The organism is Bradyrhizobium tunisiense (assembly GCF_042263385.1).
Taxonomy (GTDB): Bacteria; Pseudomonadota; Alphaproteobacteria; order Rhizobiales; family Xanthobacteraceae; genus Bradyrhizobium; species Bradyrhizobium tunisiense.
Genome location: NZ_JBHLEV010000011.1, coordinates 260,964 through 280,611, shown reverse-complemented (window position 1 = coordinate 280,611; position 19,648 = coordinate 260,964). Strand labels below are relative to the sequence as shown.

Below are 19,648 nucleotides of genomic sequence, written 5' to 3'. Positions count from 1 at the left end.
TGATCAAGCAAAGCTCGGGCGAGTTCAGCCGCGAGAGCGATAAGGCGTGTCTGCAAGCGAGATGGTGCGGGAAGCGCGATGCGGTTGCGTCACACTCCGTCATTGCGAGCGCAGCGACCTGTCCGCCGAAGCCTTGGCGAAGGCGGAAGCAATCCAGAAATCCATCCGCGGAGGCAGTCTGGATTGCTTCGTCGCAAGGGCTCCTCGCAATGACGTGCAGGGCGCGCGTCCCTCTCCGTTCTCGTGCCCCGGACGCAGCGCAGCGCCCCCGGCGATGCGAAACATCGTCCGGGGTGGTGCGCTGCAGAGCCGGGGCCCATCTCGCCGTATTGTGGGTGTGGCCCTGGGTCCCGGCTCTGCGCCGCAGCGTAAGAACGGCGCAGCGTGTCCGGGACACGGAGACCAAGCCCCCAACCAGGTCAGCCTCCTTGACCATCTTTTGGCGTTGCAGTTGCTGCCATTTCTCGTCTAGAAACAGGCCACTGAGCCTCCCGGCAACCAACCGTCAACGGTTTTGACCGAGGATTTGTGGGCTCAAAAGGGTCTGGCAATGCTGATTCGCGGCCACATCGAGGGGATTTCGGGGGAGGTGGCTCTGGCCGCCGCCACGATCCCGGCCGCGCTGCTGCCCACCCTCCTTATTGGCGGCCTTCTTCTTACTTGCCCCTGAGGGCCGGCTGGGCGCTACGCGCCTGGGCACTCAGGGGTTGGTCGAGATCACCGGACACCTCAGGCGCCCAGACCATTGAACGGCGCAAAAGCTCAAAAGGAATTTGAAATGGCCACCGCGAACAAGTCCGACAAGGACCGCGTCATCATTTTCGACACCACGCTGCGCGACGGCGAGCAGTGCCCCGGCGCCACCATGACCTTCGAGGAAAAGCTCGAGGTCGCCGAGTTGCTGGACGATATGGGCGTGGACGTCATCGAAGCCGGCTTCCCCATCACCTCGGAAGGTGACTTCCAGGCCGTCAGCGAGATCGCCCGCCGCTCCAAGAACGCGGTTATTGCGGGCCTGTCCCGTGCGCACCCGGCCGATATCGACCGCTGCGCCGAGGCGGTGAAGTTTGCAAAACGCGGCCGCGTCCACACCGTGATCGCGACCTCGCCACTACACATGCGGGTGAAGCTGAACAAGACCCCGGAGCAGGTGATCGAGACCTCGGTCGCCATGGTCGCGCGCGCGCGCAACCAGATCGACGACGTCGAATGGTCGGCCGAGGACGGCACCCGCAGCGAGATGGATTTCCTGTGCCGCATCGTCGAGGCCGTGATCAAGGCCGGCGCGACCACGGTGAACATCCCCGACACCGTTGGCTACACGGTGCCGGAGGAATACACCCACTTCATGAAGACGCTGATCGAGCGCGTGCCGAATTCGGACAAGGCGATCTTCTCCGTGCACTGCCATAACGATCTCGGCATGGCGGTCGCCAACTCGCTGGCCGGCATCACCGGCGGCGCGCGTCAGGTCGAGTGCACCATCAACGGCATCGGCGAACGCGCCGGCAACGCCGCGCTCGAAGAGATCGTGATGGCGATCAACGTGCGCAACGACAAATTCCCCTATTGGAACAAGATCGACACCACCCAGCTCACTCGCGCCTCGAAGGTGGTCTCGGCGGCAACCTCGTTTCCCGTCCAGTACAACAAGGCCATCGTCGGCCGGAACGCGTTCGCCCATGAGAGCGGCATCCACCAGGACGGCGTGCTGAAGGACGCTTCGACCTACGAGATCATGCGTCCCGAGATGGTCGGCCTGAAGCAATCCTCGCTGGTGCTGGGCAAGCATTCCGGTCGCCATGCCTTCGTGCACAAGCTGGAGGAGATGGGCTACAAGCTCGGCCCGAACCAGCTGGAAGATGCGTTCACGCGGATGAAGGCTCTGGCCGATCGCAAGAAGGACATCTACGACGAGGACATCGAGGCGCTGGTCGACGAGAAGATGGCGGCCTCCCACGACCGCATCAAGCTGACCTCGCTGACCGTGATCGCCGGCACCCATGGCCCGCAGCGCGCGACCATGAAGCTCGACGTCGACGGCCAGATCAAGATCGAGGAGGCCGAGGGCAACGGTCCGGTGGACGCGGTGTTCAACTGCATCAAGCGCCTGGTCCCGCACGAGGCCAAGCTCGAGCTGTACCAGGTCCACGCGGTCACCGAAGGCACCGACGCGCAGGCGGAGGTATCGGTTCGCCTCTCGCAGGAGGGGCGTTCGATGACGGCCCGCGCGGCGGATCCGGATACGCTGGTGGCCTCGGCCAAGGCCTATCTCGGTGCGCTCAACAAGATCGTCATGAAGCGCCAGCGCGACACGGTGAGCACCGCGGCGGCGAGCTGACGAGCGAAGTTCGCCATTCCGGGGCGATGCGAAGCATCGAGCCCGGAATGACGAGATTCCGGGCTCGGTCCTGCGGACCGCCCCCGGAATGACGGCCAAGGTGATGCCTGCCCTGCTAACGGCCAATAGCAGCGGAAGCCGCCGGGCTGTATTGATACTGTCGGCATGAGGATAGGCCGCTCGGCACGCCGGCGGCTCAAATAAAACAACAGGGAGAGATTATGCGCACCTTCGCGATCGCTGCGTCCGTCGCGGCATTGGCATTTGGCCTGACCGGCCCCGCACTGGCCCAATCGCCGATCATCATCAAGTTCAGCCACGTCGTCGCCACCGACACGCCGAAGGGCAAGGGCGCGGAGAAGTTCAAGGAGCTCGCCGAGAAGTACACCGGCGGCAAGGTCAAGGTCGAGGTCTATCCGAACTCGACGCTCTACAAGGACAAGGAAGAGCTCGAGGCGCTCCAGCTCGGCAGCGTGCAGATGCTGGCGCCGTCCAACTCGAAGTTCGGGCCGCTCGGCATCCGCGAGTTCGAGGTGTTCGATCTGCCCTACATCCTTCCCGATCTGAAGACGCTGCGGAAGGTGACGGAAGGCCCGCTCGGCACGAAGCTTCTCAAGCTGCTTGATGCCAAGGGCATCACGGGCCTTGCCTATTGGGACAACGGCTTCAAGCAGATGAGCGCCAACAAGAAGCTGGTGACGCCTGCCGACTATCAGGGCCTGAAATTCCGCATCCAGTCCTCGCGGGTGATCCAGGCCCAGTTCAAGGCGCTGAGCTCGCTGCCGCAGGTCATGGCGTTCTCGGAAGTCTACCAGGCGCTCCAGACGGGCGTGGTCGACGGCCAGGAGAACACCTGGTCGAACATCTATACCCAGAAGATGCACGAGGTGCAGAAGTACATCACCGAGACCAATCACGGCTATATCGGCTACGTCGTGATCGTGAACAAGAAGTTCTGGGACGATCTGCCGGCCGACATCCGCGACCCGCTCACCAAGGCGATGAAGGAAGCGACCGACTTCAGCAACACGCAGTCGCAGAAGGAAAACGACGACGCGCTGGCCGAGATCAAGAAGAGCGGCAAGAGCGAGATCGTCAAGCTCACGCCGGAGCAGGACGAGGCGCTGCGCAAGGCGATGGAGCCGGTCTACAAGGACGCCGCGGGCCGTATCGGCCAGCCGCTGATCGACGAATTCCTCAAAGAGGCCAAGACCACGACGAACTGATCCATCCGAACGATCAACGAAAGGCTTCCGTGCGGTCTGCACGGAAGCCTTTCTGTTGCGAATGATTTCCGATCGCGGTTGGAGGTAAAATCGGCCGTTACATCCCGGTAAAGAAGCGCTCCCTGTCCAAGTTGTAATTTGCGTGTCAGCCGCACCGAGCCCATCTTGATGGACATCCTTCCAGAGGAGGTTCGGATGAGGAAGTTCACCATCGCCGCCATCGCCGTGCTCAGCATTGCCGGCTCGGGCGCGGTCTATGCCCAATATCATCGCCCGTGGATGGAGCACGTGCGCCACATCCGCATGAACCCGGAAGACCGGGCCGCCTTCGTCGACGCGCGGATCGCCGCGGTCCATGCCGGGCTGAAGCTCACCGCCGATCAGGAGAAGCTGTGGCCGCCGGTCGAGGCCGCTGTGCGGGAGTTCGCCAAGCTGCGCATCGACCGCGCCAATGCGCGGATGAATGCCGGGCCGGGCGACGCCGACAAGCCCGAGGATCCGATCGCCCGCCTGCGCCAGCGCGCCGAGGACATGGGCGCCAGCTCCGCGGCCCTGAAGAAGATCGCCGATGCCGCCGACCCGCTGTACAAGACCCTGGACGAGGGCCAGAAGCGGCGCCTCGCCGTGCTGACCCGCCACCGCGGCCCGTTCGGCGGCGGCGAGGACGGCCCCCGGCACCGCCACCACTTCATGGAACGCGGCATGGACCGCATGATGGAGCGGGGCATGGGCCACCATGACCGTTTCGACCGTGACGGGGGTTCGGACCGGGACCGCGAGGGCCGGCTCTGAGCCATCGGGGATTCTGCGACGATTAACCTTGGCGAAGCCGCTGGAATCCAGCGGCTTTTCGCTTTTGTGGGGATGTTGGCGAACCCTCGTTGAACCCCTTGGAAAACTTGCGTCCGGTCGCTTGCCAGACCCGGATCGCTTTGCTAAACGACCGGCCTCGCAAGGCAATTGACCGCCTTTCGGGCGCATAGCTCAGTTGGTAGAGCAGCTGACTCTTAATCAGCGGGTCCCAGGTTCGAGCCCTGGTGCGCCCACCAAGCAAATCAATTGCTTAAACCGATTGCACATCGGAACGGACCTTTTTAGTTGGAAATCTCGCTACGATCGTTTGCGATTTCGCGGGCTAGTCTACGATTTGTTGCGATCAGTTGGACGCTTCGTGGAGCGGTGACAATAGGCTGCCGATGACCAACGTCAGCTCTGCGAGTTCGAAAGCGACGCGCTGGATGCGTATATTGCGAACGACCCATGGTTCGCACCGAGCCTCTAATGTGAGCCTCGGCAGCGAAAGCTGTCATCGCGCCGAGTGGATCGCTGCGTGTCAAAAAAGTGCCCGGAGCTCGTGAGAGATCCGGGCAGTTGAGGGAAGGAGCGCGACGCGGAGTGCCTGCCCGCGATTTGTCACGTATCGGCCGGCTGGCGGCGTTCGGAGCCGGTGGCTCAAGCAGAGATCGCCTTCGCCGAGTCGACCTGATTGCGCAGCAGGAACTTCTGGATCTTGCCTGTGGAAGTCTTCGGGACTGGCCCGAACACGACGACCTTGGGCGCCTTGAAGCCGCTCATATGCGTGCGGCAGAATGCAATGATGTCGGCCTCGGTCGCGCTGGCTCCGTCCTTGAGTTCGACGAAGGCACAGGGCACTTCACCCCATTTCGGATCGGGTTTTGCGACCACGGCCGCGAACAGCACGGCCGGGTGCTTGTAGAGGATGTCCTCGACCTCGACCGAGGAAATGTTCTCGCCGCCGGAGATGATGATGTCCTTGGAGCGGTCCTTGATGATGACATAGCCGTATTCATCGAGCACTCCGAGGTCGCCGGTGTGAAACCAGCCGCCCTCGAAGGCTTCCTTCGTTGCCTTCTCGTTCTTGAGGTAGCCCTTCATCACGATATTGCCGCGGAACATGACCTCGCCGATAGTCTCGCCGTCGCGTGGCACTTCTTGCATGGTCTTCGGATTGATGACGGTGACGGCTTCTTGGAGCGGGTAGGGCACGCCCTGGCGTCGCTTCATGCGCGCGCGGTCGGCTGCGGGAAGATCGTCCCAGCCTGGCTGCTCGGCGCAGACAGAGGCGGGGCCGTAGACTTCGGTCAGTCCATAGACATGCGTGAGCTTGATGCCGATGCTTTCGGCGCCTTCGAGCACCGCGACCGGGGGCGCTGCACCCGCGATCAGGCCGACGACACGGCGCGCAGCGCTGCCCCTGGGCGCATCGTGCGCATTGATCAGCGTGTTGTAGACGATCGGCGCGCCGCACATGTGGGTGACGCCGTGGTGCTTGATCAGCTCGAAGATCCTGGTCGGCTCGACCTTGCGCAGGCAGACATTGATGCCGGCGGCCGCCGCAATGGTCCAGGGAAAGCACCAGCCGTTGCAGTGGAACATCGGCAGCGTCCAGAGATAGACCGGATGCTGGCCGAGATTGCCGGCGAGGATGTTGCTGACGGCGTTCAGATAGGCGCCGCGATGATGGGTGACGACGCCCTTGGGATTGCCCGTCGTGCCCGAGGTGTAGCTCAGCGCAATCGCGTCCCATTCGTCGCCCGGCGTGATCGGCGCGAAGCCTGGATCGCCTTCGGCGACGGCTGCCTCGTATTCAATCTCGCCGATGCGGCTGCCGCCCCTGAATGATGGGTCGTCGACGTCGACCACAAACGGTTTGGGGCCCTTCATCAGGGCCAGCGCATCAGTGATGACGCTTGAGAACTCCGGGTCGACCAGGATGGTGTTCGCGCCGCCATGGTCGAGCTGGAACGCGATCGAGGGCGCATCGAGGCGGACGTTGAGCGCGTTGAGCACCGCGCCGGCCATCGACACCGAAAAGTGTAGCTCGTTCATGGCCGGAACGTTCGGGAGCATGGCTGCTGTCGTATCACCGACACCGACGCCACGCCGCCGGAGGTACGATGCAAACCGTTTACACCGTTCATGAGTCTGCGCCCATGTGAAGCTGCGGTCCCCGTAAATGATGCTGGTGAGATCTGGATAGACGGCTGCCGTGCGCGATAGAAAGCTCAGCGGCGTCAAAGGCACGAAATTAGCCGAACACTTATCCAAACCTACGTCATAGGGATTGTGCTTTTCACTCACCAATCGCTCCCTCCCTGGGCATCAGGCGGCGCCGCCTGATCGCAAGTTAGTAGTCCATCTGATAGCAGCACGCCCGAACCTGCAGAATCGGTCGACTGACGTATTGTCGGAGAATGACGCGCAGCGGAAGCTCCGGGACTAGCTGGTTGCGAACCGTCGCTTGGATAGGAGCGAGCATGGTTGGGATCCAGCAAAGGTGTTGCTGAGGTGGTTGGATGTTGCAGACGAAGGCGGGCTGCAATTCTCGGATTGTTCTTGCGTTAGTCGCGCCAAGAGGGAGGTAGATAATGGATAAGGTCGTTGCTCCATCGTCCTGCAGCTGTGACCAACGTGCGGATGAAGTGAAGCATCCTCTTGATTCCCTGACCGCTGCCGAAATTCGAGCCGTCATTGAGATCGTTCGCAAAGATCCACAATACGGTGCCGACTTTCTCTTTGAGACGATCGAGCTTCTCGAACCGACGAAGGCGATCGTTCGTCGGTACAGGTCGGGAGAGCAGATCGACAGAGCTGCACGCGTTAATCTGTTTCAAAGCAGGCAGGACGGTATCTGGCGGCTAGCTGTCTCGCTGAACGAGCAGAAGATTCTCACCTCCAGCTATCTCCCGTCAGCCAAGCCGATGATCCAGCTCGAGCAGTTCACGGCCATCGAAGACGCCGTCCGCGCGGCTCCCGAGTTCATTGCCGCCTGCAAGAAGCGCGGCATCGAGGACATGTCGCTCGTTTGCGTCGATCCCTGGTCGGCCGGCAATTTTGACATTCCGGGCGAGGACGGGCGCTACCTCGCCCACGTCTTCGCGTGGCTGCGTCTCCGAGAGAACGACAATCTCTACGCGCACCCCATCGGTGGCCTGAACGCCGTCGTTGACATCAAGACCTATGAGATTATCCGCGTCGACGACCACGAAATCATTCCAATTCCGAAGGCGGAGGTGAATTACGAGGCGGAATTCATCAAAAAGCCGCGTACGCCCTACAAGCCGCTCAATATCGTCCAGCCCGAGGGCGTTTCGTTCAAACTCGATGGGCATCGCCTGGAATGGGACCGGTGGTCCGTGCTTGTCGGCTTCAATTCACGCGAGGGCCTAACTCTGCATGATATCAGCTACGGCGGGCGGCCGATCGCGCACCGCGCATCGCTGGTGGAAATGGTCGTCCCATACGGCACTACAGAGAAGGGGCATTTTCGGAAGAACGTCTTCGACATCGGCGAGTACGGCATAGGAAAGCTCGCCAATTCGCTGAAGCTCGGCTGTGATTGCCTTGGTGCCATAGCCTATCTCGATGCACATCTCGCAACGATGGACGGCAAAGTGGTCACCATCGAAAACGCGATCTGCATCCATGAGGAGGATGCCGGCCTTCTGTGGAAGCATTGGGACTTCCGCTCTAACAATGTTGAGTCGCGGCGTGCCCGGAGGTTGGTGATCTCCTGTATTGCGACGGTCGCGAACTACGAATATGGGCTGTTCTGGTACTTCCATACGGACGGCTCGATCCAGTTCGAGCTCAAGGCGACTGGCATCATCAATACGGCCGCGTGCCACCCGGGCTACCCCGGCAAGTACGGCAGGGAGGTAGCCCCCGGCGTCGTCGGTCACATTCACCAGCATATTTTCTGCGCGCGCCTCGACATGAGTATTGACGGTGACGACAACAGTGTTGTCGAGCTCAACACGAAGGCCGATCCTTGGGGACCGGACAATGCCTATGGCAACGGTTTCCACGAGGAGGAAACGGTTCTCAAGACCGAGCTTGGCGGGTGCCGCCAGGTGAACCCCGCGACGCATCGGGCCTGGAAGATTATCAACCCCAATCGCAAGAACTGGGTTGGCACTCCAACGGGGTACAAGCTCGAAGCCAGTCATCCCGTGACCCCATTCATTCACCCGGAATCGCCGTCGGGCAGGCGATCGACCTTCATCAAGAACCAGCTCTGGGTGACGGCCTTCGATCCCGAAGAGCGATATCCGGCCGGCGAACACATGAACCACTCGGATGGGACGGGAGGTGTCTCTGATTACGTCAGGAAGAACCGCAATATCGAGAACACCGATATCGTGCTCTGGCACGTCTTCGGTCTTCATCATCAGGTCCGCCCTGAGGACTTTCCCGTTCAACCCTGCATCTTCACCGGCTTCAAGCTGATGCCCAGCGGTTTCTTCGATCGCAATCCTGGCATCGATCTCGCGCCCGACAGGAACGCCGCGAGTTGTCATGCGCAGGCCGCCGAGTAGGGCACGGCTCGCCACCGGACCGGTCGCAGTCCAGCTAGTCCGATTGCCATCGTGGGCCGGTCGTGCATCCTTCGTTGGAAACGGAGCGTGCTCCAGATCGATGGCCTTAGCGATCATCGCTTTGGCAATCTTTGTCGGCGCGGCGGCGCGCGTCCTCCCCGCATTGCTGGCCGTCACCATCCAGCAGGATCTGGGCTGGCAGCCCTCCGACGTCGGCTGGCCGATCACGCTCGGCATTGCAATCTCTGCCTGCGCAGCGCCGTTCGCGGCGTACAGCCTCGAACGCTGGGGCATTCGAGCGCCGTTGGTCGTCAGTCTGGCTCTCCTTGCGCTGTCGCTTGCATCGACGACGCGCGCGGCGTCGCCATGGCATCTCACTATGGCCTGGGGGCTGGGTGTTGGCTTCAGTGGCTCTTTGAGCGCATCCCTTCTGGGAGCGGTGGTCGGCAGCCGCGGCGGCGCGACGCATTGCGGGACACGCTTCGGACTCCTGGCGTCGATGCAGCCGTTGGGATCGGCGGCGGGACTGCTGCTGGCATCGCGCGCGGCCAATGCGCTCGACTGGTGCTTCGTATTTCAGGCCGCGGCCGTCGGCGTGCTTGCAACGGCATTCGCCGTTGCCCTTGTCCCTAAATCCCGGCGAGGAGCCTCTCCGCGAGAGCCCAAGTCCAACCGGCACGGATCATCGTGTCCAAAGGACAAGACCTGGCAGTTCTGGGTCCTTGCCACGATCTTCTGCATCTGTGGCGCGTCGACTTCCGGCCTGATCGACGGCCAGCTCGGTATGCTCTGCATGGGCGCGGGTCTCGGCCTCGCATCGAGCGCCGACGTCATGGCGATGGTCGTGCTCGGCGGCGCGATAGGGAGTGTGGTGAGCGGGTATCTCGCGGACCGTTGTCCCGCGCGAGCCCTTGTGGCGTTCTACTTCGTCGTCCGCGCGCTCCTCTTGCTCTGGCTTCCCTTCACCGGCTTCAGCGTCGTCGAATTGGCCCAGTTCGGCGCGCTCTATGGCCTTGATGCGGCACTGACGTTCCCTGCGCTGGTCAGGCTGATGTCCGGCAATCTGAGCACGAGACGCGTCGGCAGAGCAATGGGCTGGATGACGGTGATGCACCTGGCAGGAGGCGCTATCGCGTCTGCCGGGATCGGCGCCCTCGGCCTCGCTGCCTATGCGGTCGGATTCGCCGGCGTTGGCCTTGCCTGCCTCGTGGCTGCGGGTCTCGTGGTGCTTCTGAAAGATGTGCCCGGGCAAGCCGCGCCATCCGGCTGAAATAATCTTGGCCGATCAATGACCAGCGAAGTTCCGCGACCGTCGGGAAGGGGACTCCGCCAGCAGCAGTCCTTCGGACACCGCAAGCGCCGCCAGTCGCGTGCGCGAGTCGCAGCTCATCTTTGCGAGGATATGCTCGATATGCGTGGACACCGTGCGCGGCGACACGAAGAGTTGCTCGGCGATGTTGGGATTTGACGCGCCACTGGTCACGAGATGCAGGATCTGAATCTCCCGGAGCGAGAGATTGTACGGCCAGCGAATGCCTTGTTCCGTGATCAGAAGGATATTTCCGCGGCACGGCGTGATCGTGACCTGGTGACAGCGGCCGGCCTCGTCCGGCCAGACGAAGCGTTGAGCGTTGGGGGACTTCGCCTTCTCCAGCACGAGCCGGCGAAGCTCTCCGCCCTCGCCGAGATAGGGTCCCGGACTACGGTTGGGGAGGTGAAATGCAAACCCGTTCGGGGAGACCGCGATGGCATAGGCGCCTGGCGCCAGCTCATCGGCCAGCAACTGTGGTGTCCTGAGCCGATCGCAGATATTCAGTAGAATCGGGCGGAAGCGCTCGGTCATCTCGCGGTGCTCGTCCTTGGCGTGCGCCTCCTTGGACCAGCTCATGTGGATGGCCCCGATGTAGCGGCCATCGGCAACGCGCAGGCACATCGTCGAGCCTTCTCTGAACCCATCCGGGATCAGGTATTCCTGAGCGGTGAATGTGTCCGGCAAATAGAGATTCCAGTTGCGCTTGTAGTCTCGCCAGCGCATTGAGTGCGTGTCCTTCTCGCGCGCGATGGCGTAGGCGGGGCAGGAGTTGGGGAATCCGTCGAGCACGTAGGACATCGTTCTGTCGGTGTACCCATCGGCGGCAAGAGGGCGATGGATTCGGGAGATCGGATCCATCGCAACCAGGGCGATCGCCTCGCTCCTCACGAACTCGCGCAACAAGCGCGTCACCTGCGTCGCTTGATCAATGATCTGATCATTCAGGGCTGCCGCCGGTGCATCGAGCCGCACCGTAGCCGACATCGCATGGTCGATCGCTGCCGATTTCACTGTGAGCCTCCAGCTCGTGAAAGATCTTGCCACGGTTCGTGATCGAATCTTCTTCTTGGCCGCTAATGATCCGTTGGACCGGCGGCACTGCGTAGTGCTTCAAGTCCTCAGAGCAGAGCAAGGACCGCGCCAACCAATGCGAGCTGCCACATGACGATGTGGCCATTCGCTCTGCTGATCTCGACCGGCCCGGATCGAGTCGAGACGCCGAGCTGAAAGCTGCAACTGCATGTTACAGGCGGTCACTCCTTTAGTCAAAACAGTGTCACACTCCACCACGATCAGGGCCAGCAATTCTGACGCAAGAGGACTTTCATTGCCGCCGACTGATGAAAATCTGGGCGTGGCTTGCTGCCCAAGTCGTCACCCCTGAACCCTGTTCGCACGCGCAACGTCGGTCTGCATCACACCGGGGCCCTTCCGGATCAGCCTTCAAAATCGGTCAGCTGACGTATTGCTGAAAATCGGCAGAAAACCGAGGCTCTGATCCATGCGGTTCGGCCGAAACCACCATGTCAGTCCGTGGGGACACGGATCGAGGCCGCTAATCACCCGACGACGCGTGATCGCATCGTCTTAGTGTTAACAGAAATCCGGCCTGGTCTCGGTCGCGATGCCGAAGACCTGCGCGCGATTGCAGGAGAGGTTGCTCGGATGGTTTCCAAACTCACCAGGCGTTCAGTGACCGCGGGCATCGGCGCCATCGTGGCCGCACCGTTCGTTGGACGGACGGCGCTTGCCGGCCAGCCGATCGTTCTCGGCGTTCCCTACTGCCAGACGGCAGCAGCGGGTGTCGCAGATCATCAGGACTTTCTGAACGGGACGACGCTCGCGATGGAGGAGATTAATGCCGCAGGCGGCATCCTCGGCAGGCCGTTGAAGTTGTTCACAACGGATATGAACGTTCTCTCCCCGGAATCCTCCAAGCAGGCACTGGCCGCCTGCGTGGATGCCAAGGTCGATGCGATCTCCTTTGCCTTCACGCTCGTCCCGCTGCCTGCGATGGACGCGACGGTCAAGTACAAATGTCCCTACATCAACGGCAACGCGCAACGCGCCGGCACCTCTGCCGTCAAGGAGCAGCCGGACAAGTACGGCCACATCTTCCAGTTTTGTCCGTCCGAGGTGAACTACGGATGGAGCTATGCTCTTTGGCTTGAAGACCAGGAGCAAGGGGGCGTCTGGAAGCCGAAGAACCGCAAGGTTCATATCATTCAGGAGCAGATCGGTTACTGCCAAACGATATCGCGTGCGGCCCAGGAGGCGATCAAGCGGCGCGGCAAGTTCGAAGTCGCCCGCATCACGGATATCCAGTATCCCGTGCAGGACTGGGCACCGGTCATTCGCGAGATGAAGGAGGTCGATGCCGCCGCAATCATGGTGGACCATTGGGTGGCCGCTGAATACGCCGCGTTCTGCAAGCAGTTCGTGGCAAGTCCGGTGCGAAATTCACTCGTGTATCTCCAGTACGGCCCCTCGCAGCCGGAATTCCTCGAGCTAGCCGGTTCGGCGGCGAACGGCTTCGTCTGGGGCACGACCATGGGCATCTATGGTGACGAAAGGGGCCTCGCCTACAGGCAGAAGTACAAGAAGCGTTTCCCCGGCATTGCCGGGCTCGCCTATACCGGCATTGCCTACGATCAGACCTACTACCTCAAGAAGGCCTGGGAAGCGGTCGGTGATCCCCGGAAGTTCAAGGAGGTCTGCGACTGGATCCGGGCCAACCCGCAGCGCGGCGTCTGCGGCTATGTCGACATGGGCAACCCATATCAGGAAGCGCGCCATTTCCCGGACAATGGCGGCGACGAATTGCAGGCGGGCAAGCTCGAGGCCGGCGTCGCGCAGCTCTATGTCCAGATCCAAGGTGGCGAGCACAAGATCGTCTATCCCGGCCCGGTCTCGGAAACGAAGCTGATCTCTGCGCCGTGGTGGAGCTGATGCTCAGACAAATCTCCCGAAACGGTGCGGCTGAACGGGGCGGAAAGCCCGTCCTGTTCGCCTGCAACGGCATCTCGCTCGATCTGGGCGGTCGCGAGATCCTGCGCAACATCAACTTGCAGGTCGAGGCGGGGGAAGTGCTGGGCATCATCGGGCCGAACGGTGCGGGCAAGACCAGCCTGTTTGAAATCCTCTCCGGCCGGATGCCGCCAAAGAGCGGCTCAGTGTGGTTCAAGGGCGAGAATGTTACGGGCTTGCCGTTGTATTCCCGCTCGCGCCTCGGGATCGGACGCACGTTCCAGACGCCGGTGGTCCCTGACGAGCTGACCGTCGGCGAGACGTTCAAGGCGGCACGTCAGGCTCATCGTCCGTTTCTCACCAGGTTCGATGCCGAATACGGCGCCGACCTCGTCGGCCTGAAGATCAGTGACGACACGCCGGCGACGCAGCTCGAGACCTTCAACCGGCGCAAATTGCTGCTGGCCTGCCTGCTGATGCGCCGGCCCTCGTTGCTGCTGCTGGATGAGCCGGCGGCCGGCCTGATCAATTCGGAGGTCGACGAGATCGATACACTCCTGCGGATCCTGGCCAAGGAAATGAACATTGCGATCCTCATCGTCGAGCACCGCATCGAGCTCCTCGGGACGATCGCCGACCGCATTCTGGTGATGGATGCCGGGGAGGTCATTTCCGAAGGGCTGATGGAGGACGTCATGGCGGATCCGAAGGTCCACGCGGCCTACTTCGAGGATTTCAGCGAAGAGGCCGATGCATGAATATCTCCGTGAGCAACCATTTGCCGGGCGCTCCGGCGCGTCAGCCGCAGCGCGAGGTCCTGAACGTCAAGGGACTGTCCGCGGGCTATGGGCCGGTTCGCGTCATTCACGATCTCGACCTCGTGGTCCAGTGTGGCGAGCGGATCGGCATCGTCGGCCTGAATGGCCACGGCAAGTCGACCCTGTTCTATGCAATCGCCGGGCTTACCGGCTGGCAGCGCGGCTCGATCAAGCTGAACGGAAGGGAAGTTGGTCGCACGCGAAGCCAGGGGCCGGGGCGCTACACCCACGAGATCGTGCGCGCGGGATTGGCGTTTATTCCGCAAGGCGACGAGATCTTCCACGGCCTAACGGTCGAGGAGCATCTCGATTCCGGGGCCTACACCGCGGTGGCCTGGCGCGATCGCGCCGCACGCAAGCTCCGCATCTTGGAGATATTTCCACCGTTGCGGAAGCTCATGGGCGTACCCGTGGGGCGCCTGTCGGGCGGCGAACGACGCATGGTGTCGATCGGCCGCGGCCTGATGACGGATGCGTCGCTCTTCCTCGTCGACGAGCCATCGCTCGGGCTGGCGCCAAAGATCGGCAAGAGCGTGATCAATGCACTGATGGCCGTCGAGCTCGGGAATGCCGCGATGATCATTGCGGAGCAGAACGTTGCGCTGCTCGAGGGACGGGTCGATCGCGTCATCGGCATGCATGTCGGCAAGCTCAAGGGAGAGGCCTCCGCGGCCCTCGCGTTGAACGTTTTTCGAAAGGCGTAAACGTGGATATCTGGTTCATCGTCAGCAACACCATCGTCCTTGCGTGCATATACGGCACGCTTGCGATCGGAATTTCGATTACGTGGTCGAGCCTCGGTCTGCTCAACCTCGCTTACGGCTTCATATTCGCACTCGCGGGCTATGGCGCCTGGCTGTTTGCCCAGCATGTCTCCACATCGGGGCCTGCAGTGCTGGCCGCGGGTATCCTCGCAGGCGCGCTCGGGGGAGTGATCATCTGTGCGATCGGGTTCATACCGATCCACGACAAGCCCAACTTCACCATTCGGGGTTTGATTGCGACACTCGCGATCAATCTGATCGGCACGCAATTCCTGCTCTGGTGGTTCGGCCCGCGCTCGAAGAGCCTGCCGGATATCTTCGGCAACTGGTCGGTGTCCTTGCCGGGGGTTGTCTTCACGGCGGACAAGGTCGGGAACGTGGTGACATCCGTTCTGATATTGACGGTCGTTCTGAGGTGGATGCAGTCGAGCCGCCGTGGCCTCGAAATCCGTGCCATGATGATGAATCCGCATGCGGCATCGATCGTCGGTATCGGCGTTCGGCGAACCTCGTTCTACGTCATGGGCATCACCGGCGGGTTGGCGGGCCTCGCGGCCGTTCTCCTCTCCCAGACCTACTATATCTCGCCGTTCGGCGGATTGATGCCGATGATCAAGGGTGTCAGCATTGCGCTTTGCGGCGGGCTCGGCAGTGTGCGCGGCGCCGTCATCGCTGCGATCGTGCTCGGCCTCAACGAGGCGCTGACGGGCATATCGATCGGCGGACGCTACGTTCTCATCACCCAGTTCGTCGTGATCATCGTCATCCTCTTGGTCCGCCCGCGCGGCATCGCCGGGCTGCTCGACAAGGCGAGGGAGGCCTGATTCATGTCCATTGCTGGCGATCACAAATGGCGCAATCCGCTCTTCGTCTGGGGCGGGAAGAGCGATGTCGAAGAGCTCCCGACGATTCCGTTCCACAGCCATCAGGAGGTCTGGGAAAGAACTCGTCAATCGGCGACAAAGCTGAATCCCGTCGGCCGTCTGCGCTACTACTACAAATGGCCGGGTCACGGTGGAACGATGTGGAATCGTCTTCGCTACTGGCCGACGCGCCGCCGCGTGCTCCGCCTCCGCGGGGAATACAACCCCAAGACCTTGCGGGCGGAGAAGACGATCGTCGACAAGCGGCCGATCTGGTGGATGTTGGGGCTTCTTGCGCTGGCGATCGCTCCTCTGTTCACGCCCGGCGATCTGCAGAACACGCTACTGACGGCGGGAGCCACCTTCGGCATCTATTCCGCCATCAGTCTGTGCTGGATGCTGATCATGGGCACTGCGGGCGTCTTCTCGCTCGCGACCTATGCCGTCGTCGGGACGGCTGCGTTCGTCACGGCATTGCTGGCGGTCAAGTTCGCATTGCCCTGGTGGTTGTTGCCGCCGATCGGCGCGTTGGTGGGGCTCGTCTTCGGCGGGATCATTGCGCTACCGGCCACGCGGCTCGACGGATTCTACTATGCGCTTCTCACCCTCGGGCTCAACGAGCTCTGCCGGGTCTACTTCGTGACGTCGAAGGAGTTCGGGTCGGCGAATGGCGGCCTGTACGGCGCCAGGACCTATATCCCGGAAGACTGGTCGCAATTGGGCCAGCTGCTCCTGGCGTATTACGCCTGTTTCGGCCTGATGCTGCTGGCTTTGCTGCTCTACCGGTTCGTCAACGGCCGCCGTCTCGGACGAATCCTTCGCATGGCGCCCGAAAAGCGCGAGGCCTTCGCCGAGGCGACGGGGGTCAACTTTCGCCAGGCGCGCATCTGGGTGTTTCTCATTTCATCGGCGGCGCTGGGCTTCATCGGCGGATTCTACACCTCGAATTTCGGCGGCGTGGCGTTCTCAATCTTCAACTTCGATACCGTGCTGCTCGGGCTCGCCATGCTGGTGATCGGCGGCGTTGGACGTGCTGAAGGCGCGGTGGTCGGCACCCTCATCGTCGTGTTCTTCGACCAGGTGCTGAATACGTGGGGACCGGCTCGCTTCATGATCATCGGGCTCATCATGCTCCTGGTCGTGCTCTACCTACGCAACGGGCTGTTCGGGATCAAGGCGCAGTTCCGTGCCTGGCGCGACAAGAAGAAGAGCGAGCGGCGATCGACGCGGGCGGAGAAGGGCGGCGAGATGCTGCCCGAGGAGGCGACCGAGACCGACGACAAGAGCGTCATCTACCAGCGGCGCCACGACAAGATGACCCGCAACCATCTCAAGACGCTGGTGTCGCCGGAGATCATCGAGGAACATCGCCAGTCTCTCAACGGGCAGCACAGCGAGGCGCTCGAACGGCTGCTGATCTACTTCCGCACCCGTCCTCAGGTGGAGAAGTACGCCATCATGGCCGTGGAACGCTTCGAAGGCTATCGCATCGTCGCTCTATCCGGACATCGCGGCGTGGCGCCGCGTGTGGTCGAGGACAGGATCTACGCAACGCCGGATGAGGCCTGCCACGGCGTCTTCATGCGGCGCGTTCAGGATCTGCTGGAGTCCTGACTACGGATGGAGCGTGTCCGATCTGCGCGACGGACATCGTGCTCGTAAACGAGGGAGTTGGTGGTGACACCGGTCAGACTTTTTGGATATACGGACAGGATCTCGGTCAAGCCGGGAGAGACCATTCAGTTTCATGTCAGCGCCGAGGGGGCGGATACGGCTGAGGCGCAATTGGTGCGCCTGATCCACGGCGATCAGAATCCGGCAGGGCCAGGCTTCGTCGAAGAAGAGGTGGCGTGCACCGCAAATGGCAGGTGGCGGGTCGAGCCGCAATTCACCCAGGTAGGGTCGTTCCTCGAGGTCGATGATCCCGATGGCCGGCTGGGGTTCGCAAACAGCTTCACCCTGTTCGCTTTCATCCACCCGACTTGGCCCGCGTCCGAAAAACGGCAAACGATTATCGGCCGATGGGATGGCGATCGAAAACAGGGCTACGGGATCGGCATCGACGAGAAGGGCTATCTGCAGTTTTGGATCGGACGCGGCGACGAGATCGAGCGCGTGACCGCCAACGTGCCGCTGCAGGTGCAGATGTGGTATTTCGTGGCCGCGACCTTTGATGCCGAGACCCGGCGTGCGACGTTGCAGCAGGTCGGGGTCGGCAACAGGTACAACGGCCTGTTGGGCAAGGTCGCGCTGGTGGATTACGAATCCCGCAAATCTGCGATCTTTCGGAGCAAGCCCGGCAACCTGGCCTCAACTCCGTTCTTGATGGCAGGGTCGCGTAGCCGTGATGCGCAACAGCGGGCGTACGTGTCGGAGCTGTATTGGGGCAAGATCGATCGGTGCGGCGCATTTGACCAGGCTCTACAGCCGGCCGAGCTCGACACGATCAGGAGCGGGCTCGTGCCCGCGATGGACAGCCTGGTCGCGTACTGGGATACGAGTGCTGGATATACCGACCGCGGCATCGGTGATCTCGTGGTCGACGTTGGTCGGCACAAGCTGAATGCCCGAGGACACAACCGGCCCGTTCGCGGCCAGACCGGCTGGAACTGGGACGGCTTCACCGACTGCTTCCGCCTGGCACCGCACGAATTCGGCGGGATCGAGTTTCATGCCGATGCGCTGACGGACTGCAACTGGAAGGCGACAAAGATCGTTGCCCTGCCGCGCGGTCTCAAGAGTGGCTGTTATGCCATGAGGCTGCGATCTGGCTGGGGAAAGAGCGTGAGCGAGGAGCATGTCGTCTTCTTCGTGCGGCCGGAAAGGCCGCGGGCGCGTATTGCATTTCTGTTTCCGACGCTCACCTATCTTGCCTTTGCGAACGAGCGCTTGAGCTTCGATCACCCGGAGCGTGAGGCCTTGACGGGTCAGCCGGCCGTGCTGTCCGACATCGACATCGAGATGTATATGCGAGCCGATTGCGGACTGTCGACTTACGACATGCACGCCGACGGCAGCGGCGTGTGCTACAGCTCCTATCACCGTCCGATCATGAACATGCGGCCGAGATACAGGATGCCGAGCCTCGATGTGGCTTCGGGATTGGCTGCGGATCTATCCATCATCGCATGGCTGGACCAGAGCGACTTCGAGTACGAGGTCCTGACCGACGAGGACCTGCATCGCGACGGGTCGGAGGCGTTGTCGCCGTACGCCTGCGTTATCAGCGGCTCGCGCCCGGAGTACTACACCGAGCGAATGCTGGATGCGACCGAGGATTACATCGCGGCCGGCGGCCGCTACATCTATGCGGGCGGCAACGGATTCAACGCCACGGCCGGAATCTGTGACGGCGAGCCATGGATCATGGAGTGTCGGCGTCGCGACGATGGGTACAAGCCATGGGTGTCCCGCTACGGCGAGCACTACATGGCAACCGACGGGATGCGTGGTGGTCCCTGGAAGGTGCTCGGACGGGCGACCCAGAAGCTGGTTGGCGTAGGCCTGAGCAGCTCGGGCGGTGGACGAAGCGAACCATACCGGAGGATGCCGGACAGCTATCACCGCACCGTGTCCTGGATCACCAAAGGCGTCGATGGCGAGATCATCGGTGACGCCGGTCTTGCCAATGACGGCGCCGCGGGGCTGGCACTCGACTATTACGATCGCGCTCTGGGCACTCCGCCGCACACCAGGGTCATCGCGTCGTCGGGCGGCCACACGGACAGCTACGTCGTGAACCAGCAGCTCGTCCTCTATTCCTACCTTGGTCTCTATGGGTCATATGACTGGCGTGTTCATGCCGACATGACCTACTTCACCGCCCCCCATGGCGGCGCCGTGTTCGCGTGCGGCTCGGTCGCGTTCGCGCAGTCGCTGCCGGTGAACAATTTCAGGAACAGCGCAGCCCGTGTGCTGGCGAATGTCGTGGAGGCATTCGCCGGCGCTGCCAGGTTGCCCGGGTTCGCCTGGGTCAATGAGGAAAAGCAGTGGGCCTGATGGATCGGTCAGGGAAGCT

Annotated in this window: 13 protein-coding genes and 1 tRNA gene; 12 read left to right on the top strand and 2 right to left on the bottom strand. The window is 62.1% G+C overall.

Features of this window, described 5'->3' with window-relative positions; translation table 11 throughout:
- The first annotated feature begins 778 nt into the window (after positions 1 to 778).
- From ACFDR6_RS33500 to ACFDR6_RS33485, 4 genes are all read left to right on the top strand, one after another.
- The gene (locus ACFDR6_RS33500) at positions 779 to 2,341 is read left to right on the top strand and encodes a 2-isopropylmalate synthase (RefSeq protein ID WP_212091680.1); all 1,563 of its coding nucleotides are present in this window, start codon (positions 779 to 781) and stop codon (positions 2,339 to 2,341) included.
- A 221-nt stretch (positions 2,342 to 2,562) separates the two neighbouring features.
- Positions 2,563 to 3,567: a TRAP transporter substrate-binding protein gene (locus tag ACFDR6_RS33495; RefSeq protein WP_317242616.1), complete on the top strand. Its 1,005-nt coding sequence runs from the start codon at positions 2,563 to 2,565 to the stop codon at positions 3,565 to 3,567.
- A gap of 195 nt (positions 3,568 to 3,762) precedes the next feature.
- Positions 3,763 to 4,359, top strand: coding sequence for a Spy/CpxP family protein refolding chaperone (locus ACFDR6_RS33490; protein WP_212091685.1), 597 nt, complete (start codon positions 3,763 to 3,765; stop codon positions 4,357 to 4,359).
- Positions 4,360 to 4,540: 181 nt separating this feature from the next.
- Positions 4,541 to 4,616 (top strand) — tRNA-Lys (locus ACFDR6_RS33485).
- Positions 4,617 to 5,019: 403 nt separating this feature from the next.
- Here ACFDR6_RS33485 and ACFDR6_RS33480 read toward each other — a convergent pair.
- On the bottom strand, positions 5,020 to 6,669 hold the full coding sequence (locus ACFDR6_RS33480; RefSeq protein ID WP_375860966.1) for an acyl-CoA synthetase: 1,650 nt from the start codon (positions 6,667 to 6,669) through the stop codon (positions 5,020 to 5,022).
- 287 nt (positions 6,670 to 6,956) lie between these two features.
- Between ACFDR6_RS33480 and ACFDR6_RS33475 the strand changes: the two genes are divergently transcribed.
- Entirely contained in the window at positions 6,957 to 8,906 is a 1,950-nt protein-coding gene (locus ACFDR6_RS33475; protein ID WP_375860965.1) for a primary-amine oxidase, read from the top strand.
- A gap of 100 nt (positions 8,907 to 9,006) precedes the next feature.
- Complete coding sequence (locus ACFDR6_RS33470) at positions 9,007 to 10,176, top strand: MFS transporter (protein WP_375860964.1); 1,170 nt, start codon at positions 9,007 to 9,009, stop codon at positions 10,174 to 10,176.
- 15 nt (positions 10,177 to 10,191) lie between these two features.
- Here ACFDR6_RS33470 and ACFDR6_RS33465 read toward each other — a convergent pair whose 3' ends face one another.
- A complete protein-coding gene (locus ACFDR6_RS33465; protein ID WP_375860963.1) occupies positions 10,192 to 11,229 on the bottom strand; it encodes a helix-turn-helix transcriptional regulator in 1,038 nt (345 codons plus the stop codon).
- A 654-nt stretch (positions 11,230 to 11,883) separates the two neighbouring features.
- On the opposite strand from ACFDR6_RS33465, the gene ACFDR6_RS33460 reads away from it, so the two are divergent.
- The 6 genes from ACFDR6_RS33460 to ACFDR6_RS33435 are packed head-to-tail and all read left to right on the top strand — an operon-like array spanning position 11,884 to position 19,629.
- Positions 11,884 to 13,167, top strand: a complete 1,284-nt coding sequence (locus ACFDR6_RS33460) for an ABC transporter substrate-binding protein (protein ID WP_375860962.1) — start codon at positions 11,884 to 11,886, stop codon at positions 13,165 to 13,167.
- Positions 13,167 to 13,943 (top strand): ABC transporter ATP-binding protein, encoded by a 777-nt coding sequence (locus ACFDR6_RS33455; protein WP_375860961.1) that lies wholly within the window; start codon positions 13,167 to 13,169, stop codon positions 13,941 to 13,943. The genes ACFDR6_RS33460 and ACFDR6_RS33455 overlap by 1 nt, the downstream gene beginning before the upstream one ends.
- Positions 13,940 to 14,707: an ABC transporter ATP-binding protein gene (locus tag ACFDR6_RS33450; protein WP_375860960.1), complete on the top strand. Its 768-nt coding sequence runs from the start codon at positions 13,940 to 13,942 to the stop codon at positions 14,705 to 14,707. The genes ACFDR6_RS33455 and ACFDR6_RS33450 overlap by 4 nt, the downstream gene beginning before the upstream one ends.
- 2 nt (positions 14,708 to 14,709) lie before the next feature.
- Entirely contained in the window at positions 14,710 to 15,591 is an 882-nt protein-coding gene (locus tag ACFDR6_RS33445; RefSeq protein ID WP_135161654.1) for a branched-chain amino acid ABC transporter permease, read from the top strand.
- A 3-nt stretch (positions 15,592 to 15,594) separates the two neighbouring features.
- Positions 15,595 to 17,244 carry a branched-chain amino acid ABC transporter permease gene (locus tag ACFDR6_RS33440; RefSeq protein ID WP_375860959.1) on the top strand — a complete coding sequence of 550 codons (1,650 nt, stop codon included), beginning with the start codon at positions 15,595 to 15,597 and terminating at the stop codon, positions 17,242 to 17,244.
- A gap of 60 nt (positions 17,245 to 17,304) precedes the next feature.
- Complete coding sequence (locus ACFDR6_RS33435; RefSeq protein ID WP_375860958.1) at positions 17,305 to 19,629, top strand: N,N-dimethylformamidase beta subunit family domain-containing protein; 2,325 nt, start codon at positions 17,305 to 17,307, stop codon at positions 19,627 to 19,629.
- Positions 19,630 to 19,648 lie beyond the last annotated feature (19 nt).